At 72.1% G+C, this 19,389-nt stretch carries 13 protein-coding genes; 6 read left to right on the forward strand and 7 right to left on the reverse strand.

All coding sequences use genetic code 11. The features are described 5' to 3' along the window. Positions 1–12: 12 nt before the first annotated feature. The 3 genes from ACN269_RS04975 to ACN269_RS04985 all read right to left on the reverse strand — a co-directional run bounded on the left by ACN269_RS04975 (position 13) and on the right by ACN269_RS04985 (position 2,800). Complete coding sequence (locus ACN269_RS04975; protein WP_421471248.1) at positions 13–1,146, reverse strand: carboxylate-amine ligase; 1,134 nt, start codon at positions 1,144–1,146, stop codon at positions 13–15. 89 nt (positions 1,147–1,235) lie between these two features. Further along, positions 1,236–2,444 carry an RNA polymerase sigma factor gene (locus ACN269_RS04980; RefSeq protein WP_421471249.1) on the reverse strand — a complete coding sequence of 403 codons (1,209 nt, stop codon included), beginning with the start codon at positions 2,442–2,444 and terminating at the stop codon, positions 1,236–1,238. A 2-nt stretch (positions 2,445–2,446) separates the two neighbouring features. Continuing rightward, a complete protein-coding gene (locus tag ACN269_RS04985) occupies positions 2,447–2,800 on the reverse strand; it encodes a YciI family protein (protein WP_421471250.1) in 354 nt (117 codons plus the stop codon). A 262-nt stretch (positions 2,801–3,062) separates the two neighbouring features. Between ACN269_RS04985 and fxsA the strand changes: the two genes are divergently transcribed. From fxsA to ACN269_RS05000, 3 genes are read left to right on the forward strand one after another with little or no spacing between them, the layout of a single operon-like run. After that, on the forward strand, positions 3,063–3,254 hold the full coding sequence (gene fxsA / locus ACN269_RS04990) for an FxSxx-COOH cyclophane-containing RiPP peptide (RefSeq protein ID WP_421471251.1): 192 nt from the start codon (positions 3,063–3,065) through the stop codon (positions 3,252–3,254). A 2-nt stretch (positions 3,255–3,256) separates the two neighbouring features. Further along, complete coding sequence (locus tag ACN269_RS04995) at positions 3,257–4,468, forward strand: FxsB family cyclophane-forming radical SAM/SPASM peptide maturase (RefSeq protein WP_421471252.1); 1,212 nt, start codon at positions 3,257–3,259, stop codon at positions 4,466–4,468. Then, entirely contained in the window at positions 4,465–6,162 is a 1,698-nt protein-coding gene (locus tag ACN269_RS05000) for an aKG-HExxH-type peptide beta-hydroxylase (RefSeq protein ID WP_421471253.1), read from the forward strand. The genes ACN269_RS04995 and ACN269_RS05000 overlap by 4 nt, the downstream gene beginning before the upstream one ends. Positions 6,163–6,449: 287 nt before the next feature. Here ACN269_RS05000 and fxsT read toward each other — a convergent pair whose 3' ends face one another. From fxsT to ACN269_RS05020, 4 genes are all read right to left on the reverse strand, one after another. After that, entirely contained in the window at positions 6,450–10,358 is a 3,909-nt protein-coding gene (gene fxsT, locus ACN269_RS05005) for an FxSxx-COOH system tetratricopeptide repeat protein (protein ID WP_421471254.1), read from the reverse strand. Between the two features lie 12 nt (positions 10,359–10,370). Then, complete coding sequence (locus tag ACN269_RS05010) at positions 10,371–11,612, reverse strand: TIR-like protein FxsC (RefSeq protein ID WP_421471255.1); 1,242 nt, start codon at positions 11,610–11,612, stop codon at positions 10,371–10,373. A 257-nt stretch (positions 11,613–11,869) separates the two neighbouring features. Beyond that, positions 11,870–14,509, reverse strand: a complete 2,640-nt coding sequence (locus ACN269_RS05015; RefSeq protein ID WP_421471256.1) for a discoidin domain-containing protein — start codon at positions 14,507–14,509, stop codon at positions 11,870–11,872. 220 nt (positions 14,510–14,729) lie between these two features. Further along, positions 14,730–15,932 (reverse strand): ROK family protein, encoded by a 1,203-nt coding sequence (locus ACN269_RS05020; protein ID WP_421471257.1) that lies wholly within the window; start codon positions 15,930–15,932, stop codon positions 14,730–14,732. A gap of 237 nt (positions 15,933–16,169) precedes the next feature. Here ACN269_RS05020 and ACN269_RS05025 point away from each other — a divergent pair, with 237 nt between their 5' ends. The 3 genes from ACN269_RS05025 to ACN269_RS05035 all read left to right on the forward strand — a co-directional run bounded on the left by ACN269_RS05025 (position 16,170) and on the right by ACN269_RS05035 (position 19,363). After that, positions 16,170–17,468 (forward strand): ABC transporter substrate-binding protein, encoded by a 1,299-nt coding sequence (locus ACN269_RS05025; RefSeq protein WP_421471258.1) that lies wholly within the window; start codon positions 16,170–16,172, stop codon positions 17,466–17,468. 70 nt (positions 17,469–17,538) lie between these two features. Further along, positions 17,539–18,531: a carbohydrate ABC transporter permease gene (locus ACN269_RS05030; protein ID WP_421471259.1), complete on the forward strand. Its 993-nt coding sequence runs from the start codon at positions 17,539–17,541 to the stop codon at positions 18,529–18,531. Continuing rightward, positions 18,524–19,363: a carbohydrate ABC transporter permease gene (locus tag ACN269_RS05035; protein WP_421471260.1), complete on the forward strand. Its 840-nt coding sequence runs from the start codon at positions 18,524–18,526 to the stop codon at positions 19,361–19,363. The genes ACN269_RS05030 and ACN269_RS05035 overlap by 8 nt, the downstream gene beginning before the upstream one ends. Positions 19,364–19,389: the final 26 nt, after the last annotated feature.

The following is a 19,389-nucleotide window of genomic DNA, read 5'->3' on the forward strand; positions in this document are numbered from 1 at the left end:
AGGGCGAGCCCGTCAGCCGGCGGCGGTCTGGGTGGCGAGGTCGTCGATGACGGCACGCAGGTCGCCGGTCTCGTCGAGCACCCGGCGCTGTCGGGTCGCCCCGGTGCCGTCACGGCGCAGCCGGGCCAGTTGGGCCAGGACGTAGCCGAGGTCGCCGTGGCGCAGCAACGCCGGGGCGATCGTCGCCATCAGGTCGTCGACCAGGTCCCAGGCCGGGCGGGCGCCGCCGGCCCGCAGGTCGATCAGCTCGCCGTCGAGGCCGTCGTGGGCGGCCCGCCAGTGCGCGGCGGCGACGAGACAGTCACGCACCCCCGGGGCGGGCACACCGGCGCGTACGTCGTCGGCGACTGTCGCCACCAGGCTGCGGACCAGGGCGGCGACCAGCACCGCGTCGTCCACGGTCGGGCAGACGTCGCCGACGCGCACCTCGACCGTCGGGTACGCCGACGACGGCCGGGCATACCAGTAGACCATCGCCGCGTCGAGCATGATGCCGGTGGCGATCAGCTCGTCGACCGTGCGGTCGTAGTCGGCGGCCGAGTCGAAGTACGGAGTGGGGCCGATGCTGGGCCAGCGTTCCAACTGCATCGACCGCCAACTGGCGTGGCCGGTGTCGTACCCGTCGTGCAGTGGCGAGTTGACGGTGATCGCCTGCACCACCGGCAGCCACACCCGCAGGTGGTTGCAGACCTGCACGGCCAGTTCCCGGTCCGGCAGTCCGACGTGCACGTGACAGCCGCAGACGGCCGGATCGTGTGCCACCGGCCCGTACCGGCGGGACATGGCGTGGTAGCGCGGCTCGTCGGGCACCGTCCGGTGCGGCTCGGCCACCGGGGTCGCGCCGACGGCGACGAGCCGGGCCCCGGCCCCGGCGGCGGCCTCGACGGCCGAGCGCCGCAGCGCCACCAGGTGGGTACGCAGTTCGCCGAGGTCGGCGCAGACGGGGGTGACCATCTCGACCATGCTGTGCCGGAACTCCTGGCGACTCTGGTCGCGGGCCCGGCCGCGCAGCGCGGCCCGTACCTCGTCGGCGACCGGCAGGTTGCCGCCGCTGGCCGGGTCGAGCAGAAGGAACTCCTCCTCGACGCCGAGGGTGAGCGTGCCGAGGTCGGCAACGGCGTCGACGGTCGCCGCACGGTACGCCATCTCCGCCTCCATCCGCTGCTGCGGCCACGGCAGGCAGCCGGACCGACGGGCGGCTCGGTTTCCCGGCCGGGCCACCGGCAAACGCGCGGTCAGCCCGAGGCCAGCGCCGCCGCCCGTGCGGTGAGGAAGGCCCGTTCGGCCGCGTTGTCCGTCAACGTCACGGCCGTCCGGTACGCCTCGACGGCCTCGGCCTCGCGGCCGAGCCGGGCCAACAGGTCGGCGCGGACCACGTGCCGCACGTGATACCCGGGCAGGTCGAGCCGGTCCACCTCGGCCAGCGCCACCGCCGCGCCGGCCACCTCGGCGAGCACGACGGCCCGGTTCAGCGCCACCACCGGGCCCGGGGCGACGAGCGTCAGGTGGTCGTACAGGATGAGGATCTGTCCCCAGTCGGTGTCGGCGGCGCTCCTCGCGGCACTGTGCACCGCGGCGACCGCGGCCTGGATCTGGTACGGCCCCGGTCGGTCGCAGCGCAGGCAACGGCGCACCAGCGCCTGCCCCTCGGCGATCAACCCGGCGTCCCATCGGCTCCGGTCCTGCTCGGGCAGCGGCACCAGGTGACCGTCGGCGGTGGTGCGGGCGGCCCGGCGGGATTCGGTGAGCAGCATCAGCGCGAGCAGTCCCAGCGCCTCCGGCTCGTCCGGCATCAGCTCGACGAGCAGCCGGGCCAGCCGGATCGCCTCGGCGCACAGGTCGGCGCGGACCAGCTGCGGGCCGCCGCTCGCCGTGTACCCCTCGTTGAAGACCAGGTACAGCACCGCGAGGACGGCGTGCAGTCGCTCGGGCAGGTCGGCGTCGCTCGGCACCCGGTACGGGATACGCGCGTCGCGGATCTTCGACTTGGCGCGCACCAGGCGCTGCGCCATCGTCGCCTCCGGCACCAGGAACGCGCGGGCGATCTCGGCGGTCCGCAGGCCACCGAGCAGGCGCAGGGTGAGCGCGACCCGGGTGGCCGGCGCGAGCGCCGGATGGCAACAGGTGAACATCAGACGAAGCCGGTCGTCGCGCACGGGCCCCTCCTCGGCGGGTGGCTCGGGGGCGTACAGCAGGGCCGCCTGGGCGTGCCGGTCGGCCCGGGTCGCCTCGCGACGCAGTCGGTCGATGGCCTGGTTGCGCGCGGTGGTGATGATCCAACCGGCCGGGCTGGGTGGCGGGCCGCTGGTCGGCCACCGCCGCAGCGCGATCGTGAAGGCGTCCTGCACGGCCTCCTCGGCGAGGTCGATGTCGCCGAGGAGGCGCACCAGCACGGCGACGGCGCGGCCGTACTCGGCGCGGAACACCGCCGCCACGTCGGGCACGGTCAGCCGCCGACGCCGGACCGGAAGGGGCGGACCTCGATCGGCAGGGTGGTGGCCAGCGCGTAGCGGCGACCCCAGCGCAGGGCGGCGTCCAGGTCCGGAACGTCGATGATGGTGACGCCGCCCAGGTGTTCCTTGCCCTCCGCGAACGGCCCGTCGGTGACCAGGACGTCGCCGTCGCGGGGGCGCAGCACGGTGGCGGTCTCCGGCCCGTGCAGGCCCTGACCGAACACCCACGACCCGTCCGCGACGAGCTCGTCCCGCAGCTCACCGACCTCGCGCATGACCTGGGCCAGGAACTCCGGCTCCGGTGTCCCGCCGTCGGGCTGGTGGATGCTGAGCAGGTAGAGCGTCATCGTTCCTCCTCGCGGGCGGTGGTCGACACGACGCCGACCCCTCATCCTCCATACGAACGACGACCGCCCACATCGACAGGCCGGTGCCGGTATCGGCCCGCCGACGCCGCAGGGCCTCGGCGGTACGCCAGGTAACGGCACGGTGGCCAGCGCGTACGGGGTACGGTGTCGCGCCCTCGCGGGTCGGGTGCGATGGTGTAGAAAGGCGGAGTGAGCGCAGCGGTGACTCAGGTGCCGGTCTTCGGGCGAAGGACGGTCCACGGTGGCTGACCACGACCAGCCGGCCATCCCCCGCACCGTCGGCACCGCTCTGGTGCAGCTCGGCGACGTACCCCTGGCGGACCTGTTGGCCGGCGCCGGTGACGGCGTCCTGGCGCACGTACTGGGCACGCTCACCACCGAGGCTGAGCCGGGTCGGCCCGGCGACGTGTCGGCCTTCGAGTCGAGCTTCTGACCGTGCCGGCCGACGCCCCGCCGTCGGCCACCCGACACCGCCCTGCCGTGGCCGCGCCGCGCATCCGGCAGGTGGTGCTGAAAATGCACTCGCGGTGCAACCTGGCCTGCGACTACTGCTACGTCTACCGCCACGCCGACCAGGACTGGCGGTCCCGACCCCGGATCATGGCCCCGGGCACCGTACGCCGGGTCGCCGACCGCCTCGCCGCCCACCTGGCCCGGCACGGCACCGACCGCGTCCGGGTGGTGCTGCACGGCGGCGAGCCGCTGCTCGCCGGCGTCGCCGTGCTCGACCGCACGGTCCGCACGCTACGCGCCGCGCTGCCCACCGGCGTCACGCTCGACGTCGTGATGCAGACCAACGGGCTGCTGCTCGACGAGGCCGCGCTCGACCTGTGCCACACGCACGGCATCGACGTCGGCGTCAGCGTGGACGGTGACCGTACGGCCAACGACCGGCACCGCCGGCACGCCGACGGGCGCGGCAGCTACGCCGAGGTGGCCAGGGCGCTGCGCCTGCTGGCGCGCCCCGAACACCGCGCCCGCTACGCCGGCCTGCTCTGCACCGTTGACCTGGCCAACGATCCGATCGCCGTCTACGAGGGTCTGCGGGAGTTCGACCCGCCCCGGCTGGATCTGCTGCTGCCGCACGGCAACTGGAGCGCTCCCCCACCCGGGCGGCGCCCCGACGACCCCGGCACCCCGTACGCGGACTGGCTGATCGCCGTCTTCGACCGTTGGTACGACGAGCGACCCCGGCGGACCGGCATCCGGCTCTTCGAGTCGCTGATCGCGCTGCTGTTGGGCGGGCGCAGCGGCACGCAGGCGCTGGGCGGCACCGAGCCGGACGTCATGACGATCGAGACCGACGGCACCATCGAGGGCACCGACACGCTCAAGACCACCACCGCGGCGGCGATGCGGACCGGGTTCGACGTGTTCCGGCACAGCTTCGACGACGCGCTGCGGCACCCGTCGCTGGCCGGGCGTCCCGCCGGGATGGCGGCGCTCGCCTCGGCCTGCCGGGCCTGCCCGGTCGTCGGCGTCTGCGGCGGCGGCCTGTACGCGCACCGCTTCCGCGACGGCGACGGCTTCGCCCACCCGTCGGTCTACTGTGCCGACCTGTTCCGGCTGATCCGGCACGTGCAGGAGCGGGTGACCGCCGACCTGGCGGCGCTGCGCGATCGGAGCATGCCGGCGGTACGTCCGTGACGGGCCCGCTGACGGCGGGACAACTCGCCGGGCTGGCCGCCGGCCACGGTGACGCCGAGACCATCGCCGTGTTGCGCGGTGGGCAACTCGGTCGGCGCCGGGTGCTGACCGTGGCCGCGGCCCGCGCCTGCCGCGACGAGCCGCTGGTGCGGCAGAGTCTGGAACTGCTCACCCGGGCCGAGCACGCCGAACCGGCGACGGTCGCCGCGGTGCTGGCCCATCCGCCGGTGACCGGTTGGGCCCGCGCCGCGCTCGACGGCGCGGCCGGCCCCACCTACCTGGCGACGCTCGCCGCGACGGCGGCGGTCCGCGCCGGCCTGACGTTCACGCTGACGCTGCCCCGCCCGGCCGACGGTGTGCTGCCGCTGCCGACCATCGGGGCGGCGACGGGCCTGCGCGCCGACGGCGCGATCCGGCTGCACGGCGCGACCGGCACGCTGCGCATCGATGTCGGCGCGGGCGACGACGGGGTACGCGTCGACGCCCGCGCCGGTCGGCTGCTCGACGCGGGCGACGGCGGGATCGGGTGGCAGCCGGCACGCCGGACCGTGCCGTTCGAGCCGACCGGGGTGCTCGTCGACGACCAGGACCCGTGGCGCAACTGCTACCACCGGCCGTCCGCGCCACGGCTGGACGACGCGGGGGCCGCCCGGCTGGACCGTCTCGCCGCCGGGGCCGGGCAGTGGCTGCGCGAGCACCTGCCGGCGCACGTCGACGCGCTGTCCGGTCTGCTGCGCTCGCTCGTACCGCTGTGTCCGCCGCCCTCGGGAAACCCGGTGAGCGCCACCAGCAGGGACGCGCTGGGAGCCATCGCGCTCTCCGTGCCGGCCGACGCGCAGACCCTCGCGTTGCTGCTCGTGCACGAGGTGCAGCACACCAAACTCGGCGCGCTGCTCGACCTCGTCCCGCTGCACCACGCGGGTGGGCCGGTACGCTACCGGGCGCCGTGGCGGCTGGACCCACGCCCGGTCGGCGCGCTGCTCCAGGGCGCGTACGCCCACCTGGGGGTGGCCGAGGTGTGGCGCTGCCGGCGGCACGAGGGGGTGGCGGCCACCTTCGAGTACGCGTACTGGCGGGAGCAGACCATCCGCACGGTCCGGCAGCTCGCCGGGGCGACCGAGCTGACCGAGGCCGGCCGGTCGTTCGTGGCCGACATGGGCCGCACGTTGCACGGCTGGCGTGACCCGGTCGACGGCCCGGTCGAGGCCGCCGCGCGGGACGTCGCGGACGCTGGCGCGGTGCGCTGGGGCCTGGCCAACCTGCGGCCCGACCCGGACGCGGTGGCCCGCCTGGCGCACGCGTGGCGACACGGCGTGCCGCCGGCTCTTGAGCGCGCGCCGTCGACGGTCGTCCCCGCCCCGGCCCGGCCCGCTCTCACCGTCGCCAGTGGTCCCGAGGCCGCCGTCCGGCACCGGCTCCTGGGCGGCGGCGGGCCGCGCGGGTCGAGCCCGAGCGACCAGGCGTACGCGGCGGGCAACTCCGAGGACGCGTTGGCCGGGTATCGGCGACGTCTCGTGGCCGACCCGGGTGACGTCGACGCCTGGGTGGGGCTCGCCCTGACCGCCCACCACACCGGCCAACCGGCGGCGGCGCGGGTGCTGACCCACCGGCCCGAGCTGGTGCGGGCGCTGAGCCACGCGCTCCCCGACGCCGACCCGCTCGCGCTCGCGGCCTGGCTGGCACAGCCCGCCTGACCGGCCGGCTGCGAACAGTGACGCCGACGCCCCCGGATGCGACACCAGGGCCAGCCGTCCACGAAGCGCCAGGAACCCCGGCCGCTGGATGCGACACCAGGGGGTCTGCTTGTGTCCTTTGCTCTGCTTCAACTGGCGCAACACTCGCGGACCAGAAGTGTTGCGTGGAGTGAAGCAGAGCAAAGGGCGCACGATAGGTGGCCGAGGTGGCACCGCCACGCCACGGGGGCCGGCTGCGCGGGGCGGTGTCGGGCGGCGGGGCGGTGTCGGGCGGCGGGGCGGTGCGGTCAGAGCAGGGCGGGCTCGATGTAGGCGTTCGAACGTTCCCGCTGACGGGCCTGCACCACCCGGGGATTGTCACCGCCGAAGAGCTGCACGAGTTGACCGAACGCCTCGTCGTAGAGCGCCCGGCCGGCATCCGCCTCACTCTCGGTGGCCTGGCGGCTCAACGCGAGGTTGACCGACGCGGACAGCGTGTCCGGGTGCTCGGCGCCCAACGCCCGGGTCAGCTCCACGTACGCGGTGGTGTCCAGCAGCAACGCGTTCTCCGGGTCACCGAGGGCGAACAGGTCGTTTGCCAGGTTGAGGGTGGCCAGCAGGGTGTGCGGGTGCCGCTCGCCGAGGTTGGCCAGCAACTGGTCGCGGACCCGCTGGGACAGCTCCCGGGCCTGGGCGTGGTCGCCCTGCTTACGCAGCAGCACGCCGAGGTTGTTGAGGCAGGCCAGGGTGATGGCGTGCGACTCACCGAGCACGTCGTTGTAGCCGTCGCGCAGGCGGCGTGCCACCCGCAGGGCGGTCTGGTTGTCACCCACGGCCGACCAGGTGGTGGCCAGGGCCATCTCGGCCGAGAGCGTGTCGGCGTGGTCCGCGCCGAGCGTGCGCTGGTAGCGGACCACGGTCCGCTCGATCAGCCGGTGCGCGTCGGTGAAGCGCCCCAGTTGACGCAGCGTCAGCGCCAACTCCTTGGCCGTGCGCAGGGTTTCCGGGTGGTCCGGGCCGTTCACCTTCTGCTGGCTGGCGTACGTGCGTTGCAGGACGCTGTGCGACCGCCACAGCTCGCCGATGTCGCGCAGGCCCCGCCCGTAGTTGCTGGCCGACGCCAGGGTGGACGGGTCCTCCTCGCCGAAGCGGTCCCGTCGCCGCTCGTGGATGTCATGGTCGAGCGCGGCCGCGCCACGGAAGTCGCCGACCAGACGCAGCGAGACGGCGAGGTTGTTCTCGGCGGTCAGCGTACGGCCGCTGTCGTCGCCGAAGCTGCGGACGCTCAACTCCAGCGTGCGCCGGTCCTGCGCCTCCGCCTCGTGGTAGAGGCCCTGGGCGCGCAGGTCCGCGCCGAGGCTGCGGGCCGTCATCAGGGTGTAGAGGTGCTCCTCGCCGAAGATCCGCCGCTGCCGGTCGTAGACGTCCCGGTCGATCTCGTACGCCCGGTCGAAGTGGCTCTGCGCGCGCAGCACGTTCGCCAGGTGGAAGCGCATGCGCAGCCGGGTGGGGTCGTCCTCGTCGGTGTCGCGCCACCCGGTCAACGCCTCCTCGGCGAGGGTGCGGCTGGTGTCGTAGTCGCCCCGCCGGTAGAGGTAACGCACGATGTCCACGACGAGCTGACGCGCCTCGTCCAGGGTGGACAGGTGCAGGCCGCTGGGGCGTACGTGCGGCCACAGCTCGGCGTACTCGGGCCAGTTCACCGGCTTGTCGGGATCGCGGGGGTTGGCGGCGGCGAGCAGCAGTTGGGCTTCCCGGCGGGCCTCGTCCGGGTCGCTGAGCTGGTCCTGGATGACCAACTGGACCAGCCGGTGGATCCGTACCGTGTTGTTCTCGGCGTCGACCTGGGCCAGGCCGTAGCGGCCCAGTTCGGCGGTGACCAGGCCCTGCAGGATCGGGTCGGTGAGCGTCGGGTCGATCGGGGCCATGAAGCTGGCGAAGCGGTCACCGGTGAGCATGGCGACGGGAATCGGCTCCGGCGCGTAGAACGAGCACAGCTCCAGCAGCCGGGCGGCGGCCGGCTTCTCCTCCCGCAACTGGCCGAGGGTGAACAGCCAGGTGGCGGCGAGCGCCTTGGAGTACCCGGCGGACTGCCGGCCGTCGAGGATGCGCAGCAGGCCGGGCGTGTCCAGCGAGTTCAGGTACTTCTCGACCTGCATGGCGCTGGCCCGCAGGTAGGCCGCGCCCTGCTCGACCGCGAGCGGCAGGTCGCCGAGTTTCTCGGCCACCTGGGCGGCCTCGGCCTCGGTGAGCCCGCGGACCCGGTCCCGCAGCAGGTGGACGCTCTCGGCGCGGTCGAAGACGGTCAGCTCGGTCGCGGTGGCGTACTCGCTCCAGCTCTGGTCTCGGGTCGTGAGCAGGACGTGGCCGGGGCCCTGCGGCAGCAGCGCCCGGGTGGCGTGGGTGGGCTTGTCGACGTTGTCCAGGACGATCAGCCACCGCTGGTCGGGCCCGGCGCGGCGCAGCGCGTCGAGCACCCGACGGGCCGCCTCGGCGCCGCCGCCGGTGCCCAGCCCCATCGCCTGGCCGAGGTCGGCGAGGCCACCGCGGATGCGGTCCTCGCTGTCCGCCGGGATCCACCAGACCAGGTCGTAGTCGCGGCCGAAGCGCAGCGCGTACTCGGCGGCGAGCTGGGTCTTGCCCACACCGCCGAGGCCGTGCACGACCTGGGTGCCCGAGTTCGGCGAGGTGGTGAGCCGGTCGCGCAGGGCTTCGAGTTGGGCGGCGCGCCCGACGAACGGGGTGCCGTGCTGGCGGACGTTGGAGATGGCCGGGAACGGGCCGGGGAACCGGCCGACCGCGCGACCGCCGGCCGTGACCGTCGCTCCGGCCGCCTCCAGCAGCCGGGCTCGGGCGGTGGACGGGTCGACGTCGGTGAGGTCCACCGGGCTGTGGTCGCTGTACGGCATGGTCAGCCGCGACTCGTCGACGCGCAGCGGCACCAGCACGCCCGCTGCGCCGAGCTGGTCCCGGCCGGTGGCGTTCTTCCACACCTCGCCCGCGAGGGGCGTGCCGGCGTAGTGCCGGGTGAGGACGGCCAGCACCCGGCTCGCGCCGCTGACGGCCCGGTCGAACTCGGCCCGCCCGCCGGCGCGCACCGGCACGTCCAGCGCGCGAGGATCCACCCGCAGCCCGGCGTCCTCCAACTGGTCGGTGATCCACTCGGCCCAGAGCCGGTCGGCCGAGGCGTAGCTGAGCAGAACGGCCTGCTCGGCGCTGAGCCGGCTGCGCTCGAACTCGGCCAGCGAGCGGCGTCGGTCCGCCTCGCCGATCGACTGCAACCGGGCGACCCGCCCGTCGGTGATCACCGAGGTGAGTTGCTCGTACGCGGCCAGCAGGGTGCCGACCTGCTCGGGCCGGTCACCGAACGCGGCGAGGATCTCCTCGTACGCGTAGAAGGTGCGGTAGGGCACCTCGATGGTGTTCCAGTAGCGGGCGGCCTCCGCCTCCGAGAGGTGGTCGAGGAACGGGGCGAACTCGGCCCGTACCAGGTCGCGCCCGGTCTCCAGCTTGCGCAGCTCGGCGTCCTCGACGCGCATCGGCACCGGCAGCAGCTGCGGCGGGTCGTCCGGGCGTTGGTCGCGGATCGAGCGGGCCACCGCCGCCGCGCCCCGGATGCTCTGGGTGGACATGGTGAAGCAGTTGACCACCAGGTCGGGCAGTTGCACGGTGCAGATGCCGGCCACGTCGCTGAGGCCGGTGCGGCTGTCGATCAGCACCACGTCGTACTCGGCGCGCATCTGCGCCCGGACCGCGTCGATGAACGACGCGCCGCCCTGACGCTCGTAGAAGTTGGCCCAGTCGAACGTGCTCACCAGTCGGGAGTACGCCGAGTCCTGCTGGCCGGCGGACACGAAGTCGATCACACCGCCGTGGCTGAATTCCCAGTTCAGCGAGACCGCACGACGTTGGATCTTGGCGCGGCCGGTGAGGAGTTCCTGGGAGTCCTCGTCCCGGTTGCGCTGCATCGTGGCGATCGAGTAATCCCAGATCATCTCGATGACGCCGGGGGTGGCGCGCAGTTCTTTGTCCCGCAGGAACGGGTGGAAGTAGCGGTGCAGACCCGGAGACTCCAGGTCCCAGTCGACGACGAGCACCTGGAGGCCCTGACTCGCGAGGATCCAGGCCACGTTGGCCAGCGCCATCGTGCGGCCGGTGCCACCCTTGTACGAGTAGAAGGTCACGATCTGGCCGCGTGCCGTCTCGTTCAGCGCCATGGCGTGCCTCCCCTAGGGACCTTCGAGGATCGGGCGGGGACCGGAACCGTCGGAGGTCGGCTCCTGGTAGACCGTGCCCGTACGGTAGATCCGGCCCTGTTCGACCACCAGCACGTCCTCCAGTTCCTCCTGGAAACGCGCGGAGGTCGCGATCTCGGTGCGCCACACGTCGCGGTTGTTGTGCACCACGTGATGCGGGAGCACCCGGGCCAGGGTGTCCCACATCTTGCGGTTGCCGCCGGCGGCCGCGTCGTCGGCGGCCGTCCACGGCACCAGCACCGGCGACCGTGGCGAGTCCACGTCGCGGTCGTAGGTGATCAGGCTGACCTCGTAGCGCGGCAGGTCGGCGGACCAGACGTCGACCACCAGCACGACGATCTGGTTGTGCGCCCGTGCCCACTCCCGGATCGCCGCCAGTTCCCCGGCGTCCTCCACCGTCCAGCCGTAGCTCTTGGTGGTGGCGATGGCCCCGGCCCAACTGCCGATCGGCACCTCCAGCTCGGGCCGGTACGGCCGCCAGTCCCGCGAGACCGCGCCGTAGCGGTCCTCGGCGCCGGGCCGGCTGCCGGCCAGTTCGGCGGAGCTGCCGGCGACCAGCACGATGTGCACGTGTCGGGCGCTGGTGGCGCGCTGCACCGCCGACGACACGCTGTGGCCGTGGTGCGCCTGCGGTCGCAACGGCCCTCCGAAGGCACTTGTCACCTTGGACAGCACCGGGCGCTGCGCCGGGCGGTGCAGGGCGTGGTCGCGGGCGGTCTGCACGATGTGCCGGGCGAGCGCGTCGACGAAGTCCTTGTAGTCGTCCTCGTGCCGCTTGCGCTGCTTGAGGGTGAGCAGACCGTCCTGGGCGTAGGCCGTGCCGGTGTGGAAGTTGCGGTACTGGAAGCCGGTGACCGCCCCGGGCAGCCGGTCGCACGGGAGCCACTGCACCGGCACGATCGCGGGCGGGCGAATCTGGAACTGCCGCTCGTGCTCCTCGATCCGGTCGACGAAGACCTGGAATTCCCGACCGCAGTAGTCGCTGACGACGTACCGCGGCGAGGTGAGCGCGACGAGGCAGGCGCTGGTGGACAACGCGTCGGAGAGCGTGTCCGGCCAGGTGCTGCCGAGCGGGATGTGCCCGTCGATGAACCCCGCCTCGGTCCAGTGCAGGGCGGCCAGCCCGGCCACCGCCTCACTGAGGTCGACGAAGAACTCCTGGATCTGGCTGTTGCGGTTGTCCTCTTGGGCGTAACTCAGGAAAAAGAGTGGCACGCCCGCCTCCGCTCACGGGTTCCACGACCGGTAGGCACAGTATAGGACCGTCGATGCCAGCCCATCCTGGCCGCGATCATCGGCGCGGGCGCGCGGAGAGTCGTATGCCCGACGCTTGCGGGTGGCCGCGGTGCTGTCGTATGCGGACACGACCGTGGCCGGCCCGGTCTTCGGCGGGACCGGGCCGGCCTCGGCCCTGGGTACGATCCGCGCCGGCCCGGTCCGATGAGTCAACCGGATCGGCGCGGACGCCCCGGTCAGGGGTAGTTCGTCAGGTACACCGTCTGGTTGGCCGCGTTCGCGGTGCCACCGGCGTTGTTGATCACCCGGTTGATGGTGCCGACGCCACCGAGCGAGACGGTGACCATGTTGGTGAAGCGCACGTTCGGGTTGACGGGCACCTCGAAGGAGTGCTCCTCGACCACGGCGGGGTTGACGTTGAAGTAGCTGTAGCTGCCCAGCCCGTACGCTTGGTGGCTGGTCACCGAGTCGGCCACCTTGTAGGCGGCGTAGCCCCGGGTCGACCCGTTCATCCAGGCCGCCTGGTTGGGCACGTCGTACGGCAGTTCGTTCTGGTAGAAGTACGTCCGCCCACCGTTGCCGTTCCAGATGGTCTGGTACTTCTGGTAGTGCTCGACGAAGAGGCCGTACATGGTGACGTCGTCGCCGTTGACGGTGAGCCCGGTGTCGGCGGTGTTCAGCGTCCACCCGGTGGGCACGCCCTGTGCGGCGTGGTCGGCCCGCCACAGCCACATGTGGTCACCGATCACGTTGTCGCTGTTGACGGTCAGCGTGTTGGTGGCCTTGCCGACGAGCGGGCCGCCGATGCGGAAGAACACGTCGTGCAGCGAGGTCGGGTTGCTGGCGTGGCTCGCGGCCGAGCCGGACGGCCCGACCTCCATGAGCACCGGCGAGTTGGTGGTGCCGGCCTCGAACATGATGCCGGCGACCTTGACGCCGTCCACGTCGGCGACCCGCATGCCGACGCTGCCGTTGTCGGCCTGGATGGTGGCCAGGCCGAGGCCGAGGATCACCGTGTCGGCCCGGTTGACCTGGATCGGCTCGGTGACGTGGTGCACGCCCGGGGTGAAGAGCAGGTGCTTGCCCTGGGCGAGGGCGGCGTTGATGGTGGCCGCGCTGGTGCCGGGCTGGACGACGTAGAACTGCGACAGCGAGATCGACGAGCCGGCCGGGGTCTTGTTGTACCAGCTCGTGCCGGTGGAGTTGGTGCGCAGGGCGGGCACGAAGACCCGGTACTCACCGCTGCCCGTCACGTAGAGGAACGGCTTCTCGCGGACCTGCGGGGTCTGCGCGATGACGGTGTGCGACGGGTTGGGGAAGCTCGGCGGCGGAGCGCCGTTGACGCCCTGGAAGACCATGTTCCACACCGAGCCGGTCCAGCCGTTGCCGAACTCGCTGTTGCGCGAGTACCACTGCTGCTGCGAGCCGGAGACGACCAGGCCGTCGATGCGGGTGTCGGCGAGCAGGCCGCCGCTGGACCAGCCGTCGCCGCCGTTCCAGAGCTGGATCTGGTTCTGCGCGCCGCGCAGGTGCATCCGCCGGTACGGCGCGGCCTGCGACACCGCCCAGCGCTCCACGCTGACGCCGGCGGGCAGGGTCACCGAGAGGTTCTCCGCGGACCGCCAGAAGTTCTGGGTGGCGTTGCCGCCGAACCAGGTCGCCTCGGCCCGGACGTGCCCGTTGAGGTTGACGTCGTCGGGGCTCATGCCGAGGCCGGCGACCTGGGTGAAGAAGCCGAGGTTGACGTCGGCGGTGTAGGTGCCCGGCTTGAACAGCACGGCGTAGCGCTGCGCGCCGAACTGGTTGGTCTCCTGCTGGGTGAAGATGGTGTTCAGTCGACTCTGGATGGTCGAGGTCGGGGTGCTCGGGTCGAAGACGTACGTGTTCGCGCCGAGGTTGGGGTTGTACGGGTCGGTAGTGCCGACCGGGGGCTCGCTGGTGCCGCCGCCGGTCGTGTTGACCGCCACCTCCCACAGCGAGTAGCCGTAGGCGGTGCCCCGGGCGGTGCCGTACACGCGCAGGTAGCGTCCGGTGCCGGTGACGGTGAGGCTCTGCGTGCCACCGGTGGCCGTGGTGGTGGAATAGATCGTGGTCCAGGTGGAACCGTCGGCCGAGGTCTGGAGTTGGAAGGCCCGGGCGTACGCGGCCTCCCAGGTCAACGTGACCCGGCAGATGGTGCGGGTGCTGCCCAGGTCGACGCGCAGCCACTGCGGGTCGCTGGCGGCGCTGGCCCAGCGGGTGCCGGTGTTGCCGTCGACGGCGGCGGACGCGGGGGTGCCGGCGTTCTCGGTGGACGAGGCGGTCACCGGGCTGCCCTGCGCCACGTTGGCGCTGCCGCAGGTGGACGTGTCGCCGCCGGTCTCGCCGTAGACCTGGAACTCCCAGAGCGAGTAGCCGTAGGCGGTGCCCCGGGCGGTGCCGTACATCCGCACGTACCGGCCGGCGCCGGTCACGGTGAGGTTCTGCGTGCCGCCCGCGCCGGTGGTGGTCGAGTAGATCGTCGTCCAGGTGGCGGCGTCGTCGGAGGTCTGGATCTGGAAGGCGCGGCCGTAGGCGCCCTCCCAGAGCAGGTTCACCTGGCTGATCGTGGCCCGCGCGCCGAGGTCGACCTGGAGCCACTGCGGGTCGCTGAAGGCGCTGGCCCAGCGGGTGCCGGTGTTGCCGTCGACCGCGGCCGAGGCGGGGGTGCCGGCGTTCTCAGTCGACGACGCCGTGGCCGGGCGACCCTGCGAGAGCAGAGTCGGGGCGGCCTGCGCGGGCGCCGTGGCCACCGCCGGGGTCAGGGCCGCCACCAGGACCACCGCGACTCCGGTGAGAAGGTGCCGGACGGTCCGCCGCCGGGGACGCGGGCGTACGGATGTAGCACGAGATGTCATGACATCGCCTGTCGATAGGGCGTTACGGACGCCGTGCGGGTGGGGTCGGTCTTCGCCCGTGGTGCCGTGGGTGGTGCCGCCGATGCGACGCCGCGGGGAGAGGAGAGCGCTCTCGTAGGAGTGTTGCGGCGAGATTGCGGCGGCGTCAAGACATCGATCTATAACTTCGTTATTTATCCCGAGGATCAGTTTTTGTGTAATTCCACCCCCTCCCCCACGGTCAGGAGGGGCGGACGCCGCCGGCGGTGAGGAAACGGGCTATCGGGAGGGTGGCCGCGCCGAGGGCCACCGCGTCGACGCCCAGGCGGCACAGCTCGATCGACGCCTGCTCGTACGGCTGGCGCAGCGCCTGCCGGCCGGCGGCCTCGCGGACGGCCGGCAACAGGTCGCCCAGCGCCATCGCCGCCCATCCACCGAGGACCACCCGCTCCGGGTTGAACAGGTTGATCAGGTTGGCCACCCCCGCGCCCAGGTAACCGGCGGTGTCGTCCAGCACCCGGCGGGCGGTGGCCGAGCTGTCGGCGGCGGTGACCAGCGCGGCGAGCTGGGACTCCTCGTCCGCCCCGGGAACGGCGCGTCCCTGACGGGCCTCCCGGTACCGGTCGATGATCGCCTCCGCGCCCACGTACGCCTCCAGGCAGCCACGCGCGCCGCACCGGCAGGTGCGGCCGCCGTACACCAGGGTGGTGTGGCCCCACTCCCCCGCGCTGCTGGACGCGCCCCGGTAGGTGGCGCCGTTGGTCACCACGGCCGCGCCCACGCCCGAGCCGACCAGCGCGAAGACGGCGTGCCGGGCCCCGCGTCCGGCCCCGAACCACATCTCGGCCTGGCCGAGGGTCTTCGCGCCGTTGTCGATGTGCAGCGGCAGGTCGGTGCCGGCGGCGATGAGGCGCTCCAGCGGCACCCGGTCCCAGCCGAGGGCCTGGGCGTGCACGACCGCCTCGTCGCCCTGCTCGACCACGCCGGAGACGCCGATGCCGACGCCGAGTACGTCGGCGGTGGCCACGCCGGCCCGGCCGGTCACCACGTCGATGCCGGCCAGCACGTGCCCGGCGACCACGTCCGGCTCGGTACGCGCCGGGTCGAGCGGGTACTCGACGCTGGCGAGCAACGTCATCGCGAAGTCGAACAGCTCGACCCGGACCCGGGTCTCGCCGACGTCCACGCCGATCACGAAGGCGTACCGGGCGGCGACCCGCAGCAGCATGCTGGGTCGGCCGCCGTCGGACTCGGCGGCCCCGGCCTCGACGACGACGCCCTCGTCGATCAGGTCGGCCACCACGTTGCTCACCGCCGGCTGGCTCAGCCCGGTGCTGCGCACCAGGTCCTGCCGGGTGAGCGGGGCATCGAGGAAGAGCTTCGTCAGCAGGGCGGACCGGTTGCGCAGCCGGACGCTCCGGTTGGTGGCACGCGCCAGCTCCACTCGTCACCTCGTTCCCGTCGGCCGTAGGTGGCGACTGTAACCGCACCGTGCTTGACGACCCACCGGCCAACTACTTTAATGACGACATTCATTAAGCCGTGATGTAACTCCCGGGAAACGCCGAAGGACCTCCGACGGCGCGTCCGGAGAAACCCCGTCCGCAGCCGACCGCCGTCGCCTCACCCCTATCGACGACGACGGTCGGCGGACCCCCACCACGCACCGGAAGGGCTGACCGTGTCGAGACGACACCTCGGGATATTCGCTGCCGCCGTACTGGCCGCCGCATCGCTGACCGCCTGCGGCGGCTCCGGCGACGACTCCGCCGCATCGCCGAAGACCCTCACCTACTGGGCCAGCAACCAGGGCGCCAGCCTGGAGGCCGACAAGGCCACCCTCCAGCCCGAGCTGGACAAGTTCGAGAAGCAGACCGGCATCAAGGTCACCCTCGAGGTGGTCCCCTGGTCGGACCTGCTCAACCGGCTGCTCGCCGCCGCCACCTCGGGCAAGGGCCCGGACGTGGTGAACATCGGCAACACCTGGTCGGCGTCGCTGCAGGCCACCGGCGCGCTCGTCGAGTTCGACGACGCCACCCTGCAGGCCGTGGGCGGCAAGGACCGGATCGTGCCCGCCGCGCTCGCCGCCGCCGGTGCCCCCGGCAAGCCGCCGGCCGCCGTGCCGCTCTACTCCATGGCGTACAGCCTCTACTACAACAAGAAGATGTTCGCCGACGCGGGCATCACCGCCCCGCCGACGACCTGGGAGCAGGTCGTCGAGTACGGCAAGAAGCTGAGCACCGGTGGCAAGTGGGGCCTCGCGATCGAGGGCGCCAACCCGTCGGAGAACGCCCACCACGCCTTCACCTTCAGCCAGCAGTACGGCGGCGAGTGGTTCGACTCGGCCGGCAAGCCGACCTTCGACACCCCGCAGAACGTCTCGGCCATCAAGCGCTACATCGACTTCATGGCCGCTGACAAGATCACCAACCCGAGCAACGCCGAGTACGCGCAGAACCAGTCGGTCTCGGACTTCGCCAACGGCAAGGCCGCCATGCTGCTCTGGCAGTCCGCCGGCTCGAACCTCAAGACGCAGAACATGGCCGCCGACGCGTACGGCGTGGCCCCGGTGCCGTTCCTGGCCAACCCGCCGGCCGGCGGCAAGAAGGTCAACAGCATGGTGGCCGGCATCAACATGGCCGTCTTCAAGCACACCAAGAACAAGGACGGCGCGCTCAGCTTCGTCAAGTTCATGACCAGCGACGAGGAGCAGACGATCCTCAACAAGACGTACGGCTCGCTGCCGGCGGTGAAGACCGCCGCCGCCGACCCGGCGTTCAGCGCCCCGGAGCAGAAGAGCATCCAGGAGACGCTGGTCACCACCGCCGCCCCGCTGCCGCAGGTGCCCGACGAGAGCACCTTCGAGACCCTGGTCGGCACCGCGATGAAGGAGTTGTTCGCCGAGGCGGCGAGCGGCAAGCCGGTCACCGAGGAGTCGGTGAAGGCGAAGCTGACCGACGCGCAGCAGAAGATGCGCTGACCCACGCAGCGCCGGTGGCCGTGGTCGGGCGACGAGCCCGGCCACGGCCACCGCCTCCGAGAGGACCCCGATGGCAACCAGCACCACCGCGCCGGACGCCGACCGGCGCGTACCCCGGGCCGGGTCACCCGCCCGGGACGCCGCCCGCCGGCCGCGCGGCCCCCGCCGATCCCTCCTGCCGTACCTGCTGCTCGCGCCGGCCATCGTGCTGGAACTCGCCATCCACGTGATCCCGATGGTGGTCGGGGTCTGGATGAGCCTGCTGGAGCTGACCCAGTTCCACATCCGCGACTGGTCCACCGCGCCCTTCGTCGGCCTGGAGAACTACCGCGCCACGCTCGACCTCAACAGCGCCGCCGGCAGGGAACTGCTGCACTCGTTCTGGGTGACCCTGGTCTACAGCGTGCTCTCGGTCGGGTTCGCCTGGCTGCTCGGCATCGCGGCGGCCGTCGTGCTGCAGAAGCCGTTCCGTGGGCGGGCCATCCTGCGGGCGCTGTTCCTCACCCCGTACGCGCTGCCGGTCTACGCCGCCGTCATCACCTGGAGCTTCCTGCTCCAGCGCGACACCGGCCTGGTCAACCACGTGCTCGTCGACCAACTCGGACTACTGAACGAACGGCCGTTCTGGCTGATCGGCGACAACAGCTTCTGGTCGCTGCTGGTGGTGTCGGTGTGGCGTAACTGGCCGTTCGCCTTCCTCTGCCTGATGGCCGGCCTGCAGAACGTGCCCGGCGAGCTGTACGAGGCCGCCGCGATCGACGGCGCCGGGTTCTGGCGTCGGCTGCGCTCGGTCACCCTGCCCATGCTGCGGCCCGTGAACCTGGTGCTGCTGCTGGTGCTGTTCCTGTGGACGTTCAACGACTTCAACACGCCGTTCGTGCTCTTCGGCGGCTCCGCGCCCGCGCAGGCCGACCTGATCTCCATCCACATCTACCGCAGCTCCTTCAAGACCTGGGACTTCGGTTCGGGCTCGGCGATGTCGGTGGCGCTGTTGCTGTTCCTGCTCGTCGTCTCGGCCGCGTACCTGCTGATCACCAACCGCCGGAGGGACGACCATGCGTGAGACCGCCGGTGAGCGCTGGGGCCGACGCATCGTGCTGACCCTGCTCACCCTCTTCGTCGTCATCCCGCTCTACGTGATGGTGACCTCTGCGGCGAAGCCGCTGCGGGACGTGCAGAACGGGTTCACCTGGTGGCCCAGTCGACCCACGCTGCAACCGTTCGTCGACATGTGGAGCACCGTGCCGCTGGCCCGCTACCTGGTGAACAGCCTCGTGGTGTCGAGCGTCGCGGCGGTCTGCTCGGTCGCGATCGCCATCTTCGCCGCGTTCGCGGTCAGCCGGTACCGGTTCCGTGGCCGGAGCGTCTTCACGGTGACGGTGCTGTCCACGCAGATGTTCCCCGGCATCCTGTTCCTGCTGCCGCTGTTCCTCATCTACGTCAACCTGGGCAACACCACCGGCATCGAGCTGTACGCCAGCCGGACCGGCCTCATCATCACGTACCTGACCTTCTCGCTGCCGTTCTCGATCTGGATGCTGGTCGGTTACTTCGACTCGATCCCGCGCGGGTTGGACGAGGCGGCGCAGGTCGACGGCGCCGGGCCGCTCCGCACCCTGTTCCAGGTCATCCTGCCGACCGCCGTGCCCGGAGTGGTCGCGGTGACCGTGTACGCGTTCATGACCGCCTGGGGTGAGGTGCTGTTCGCCTCGGTGATGACCGACGAGGGCAGCCGCACCCTCGCCGTCGGCCTCCAGGGCTACTCGACCCAGTTCAACGTCTACTGGAACCAGATCATGGCCGCGTCGCTGGTGGTCAGCATCCCGGTCGTCGCCGGGTTCCTGGCCCTGCAGCGGTACTTCGTCGCCGGCCTCACCGCTGGCGCCGTCAAGTGAGTCACCCCAACCCAGAGGAGAGCCTT

Origin of the sequence: Micromonospora sp. WMMD736 (genome assembly GCF_049179015.1) — a bacterium.
Taxonomy (GTDB): Bacteria; Actinomycetota; Actinomycetes; order Mycobacteriales; family Micromonosporaceae; genus Micromonospora.

What these genes read in the sequence shown, in the direction of transcription:
- ACN269_RS05015 (WP_421471256.1), bottom strand. Translation starts at nt 14,509, where the DNA reads ATGACATCTCGTGCTACATCCGTACGCCCGCGTCCCCGGCGGCGGACC.
- fxsT (WP_421471254.1), bottom strand. Translation starts at nt 10,358, where the DNA reads ATGGCGCTGAACGAGACGGCACGCGGCCAGATCGTGACCTTCTACTCG.
- ACN269_RS04975 (WP_421471248.1), bottom strand. Translation starts at nt 1,146, where the DNA reads ATGGCGTACCGTGCGGCGACCGTCGACGCCGTTGCCGACCTCGGCACG.
- ACN269_RS04985 (WP_421471250.1), bottom strand. Translation starts at nt 2,800, where the DNA reads ATGACGCTCTACCTGCTCAGCATCCACCAGCCCGACGGCGGGACACCG.
- ACN269_RS05035 (WP_421471260.1), top strand. Translation starts at nt 18,524, where the DNA reads ATGCGTGAGACCGCCGGTGAGCGCTGGGGCCGACGCATCGTGCTGACC.
- ACN269_RS05030 (WP_421471259.1), top strand. Translation starts at nt 17,539, where the DNA reads ATGGCAACCAGCACCACCGCGCCGGACGCCGACCGGCGCGTACCCCGG.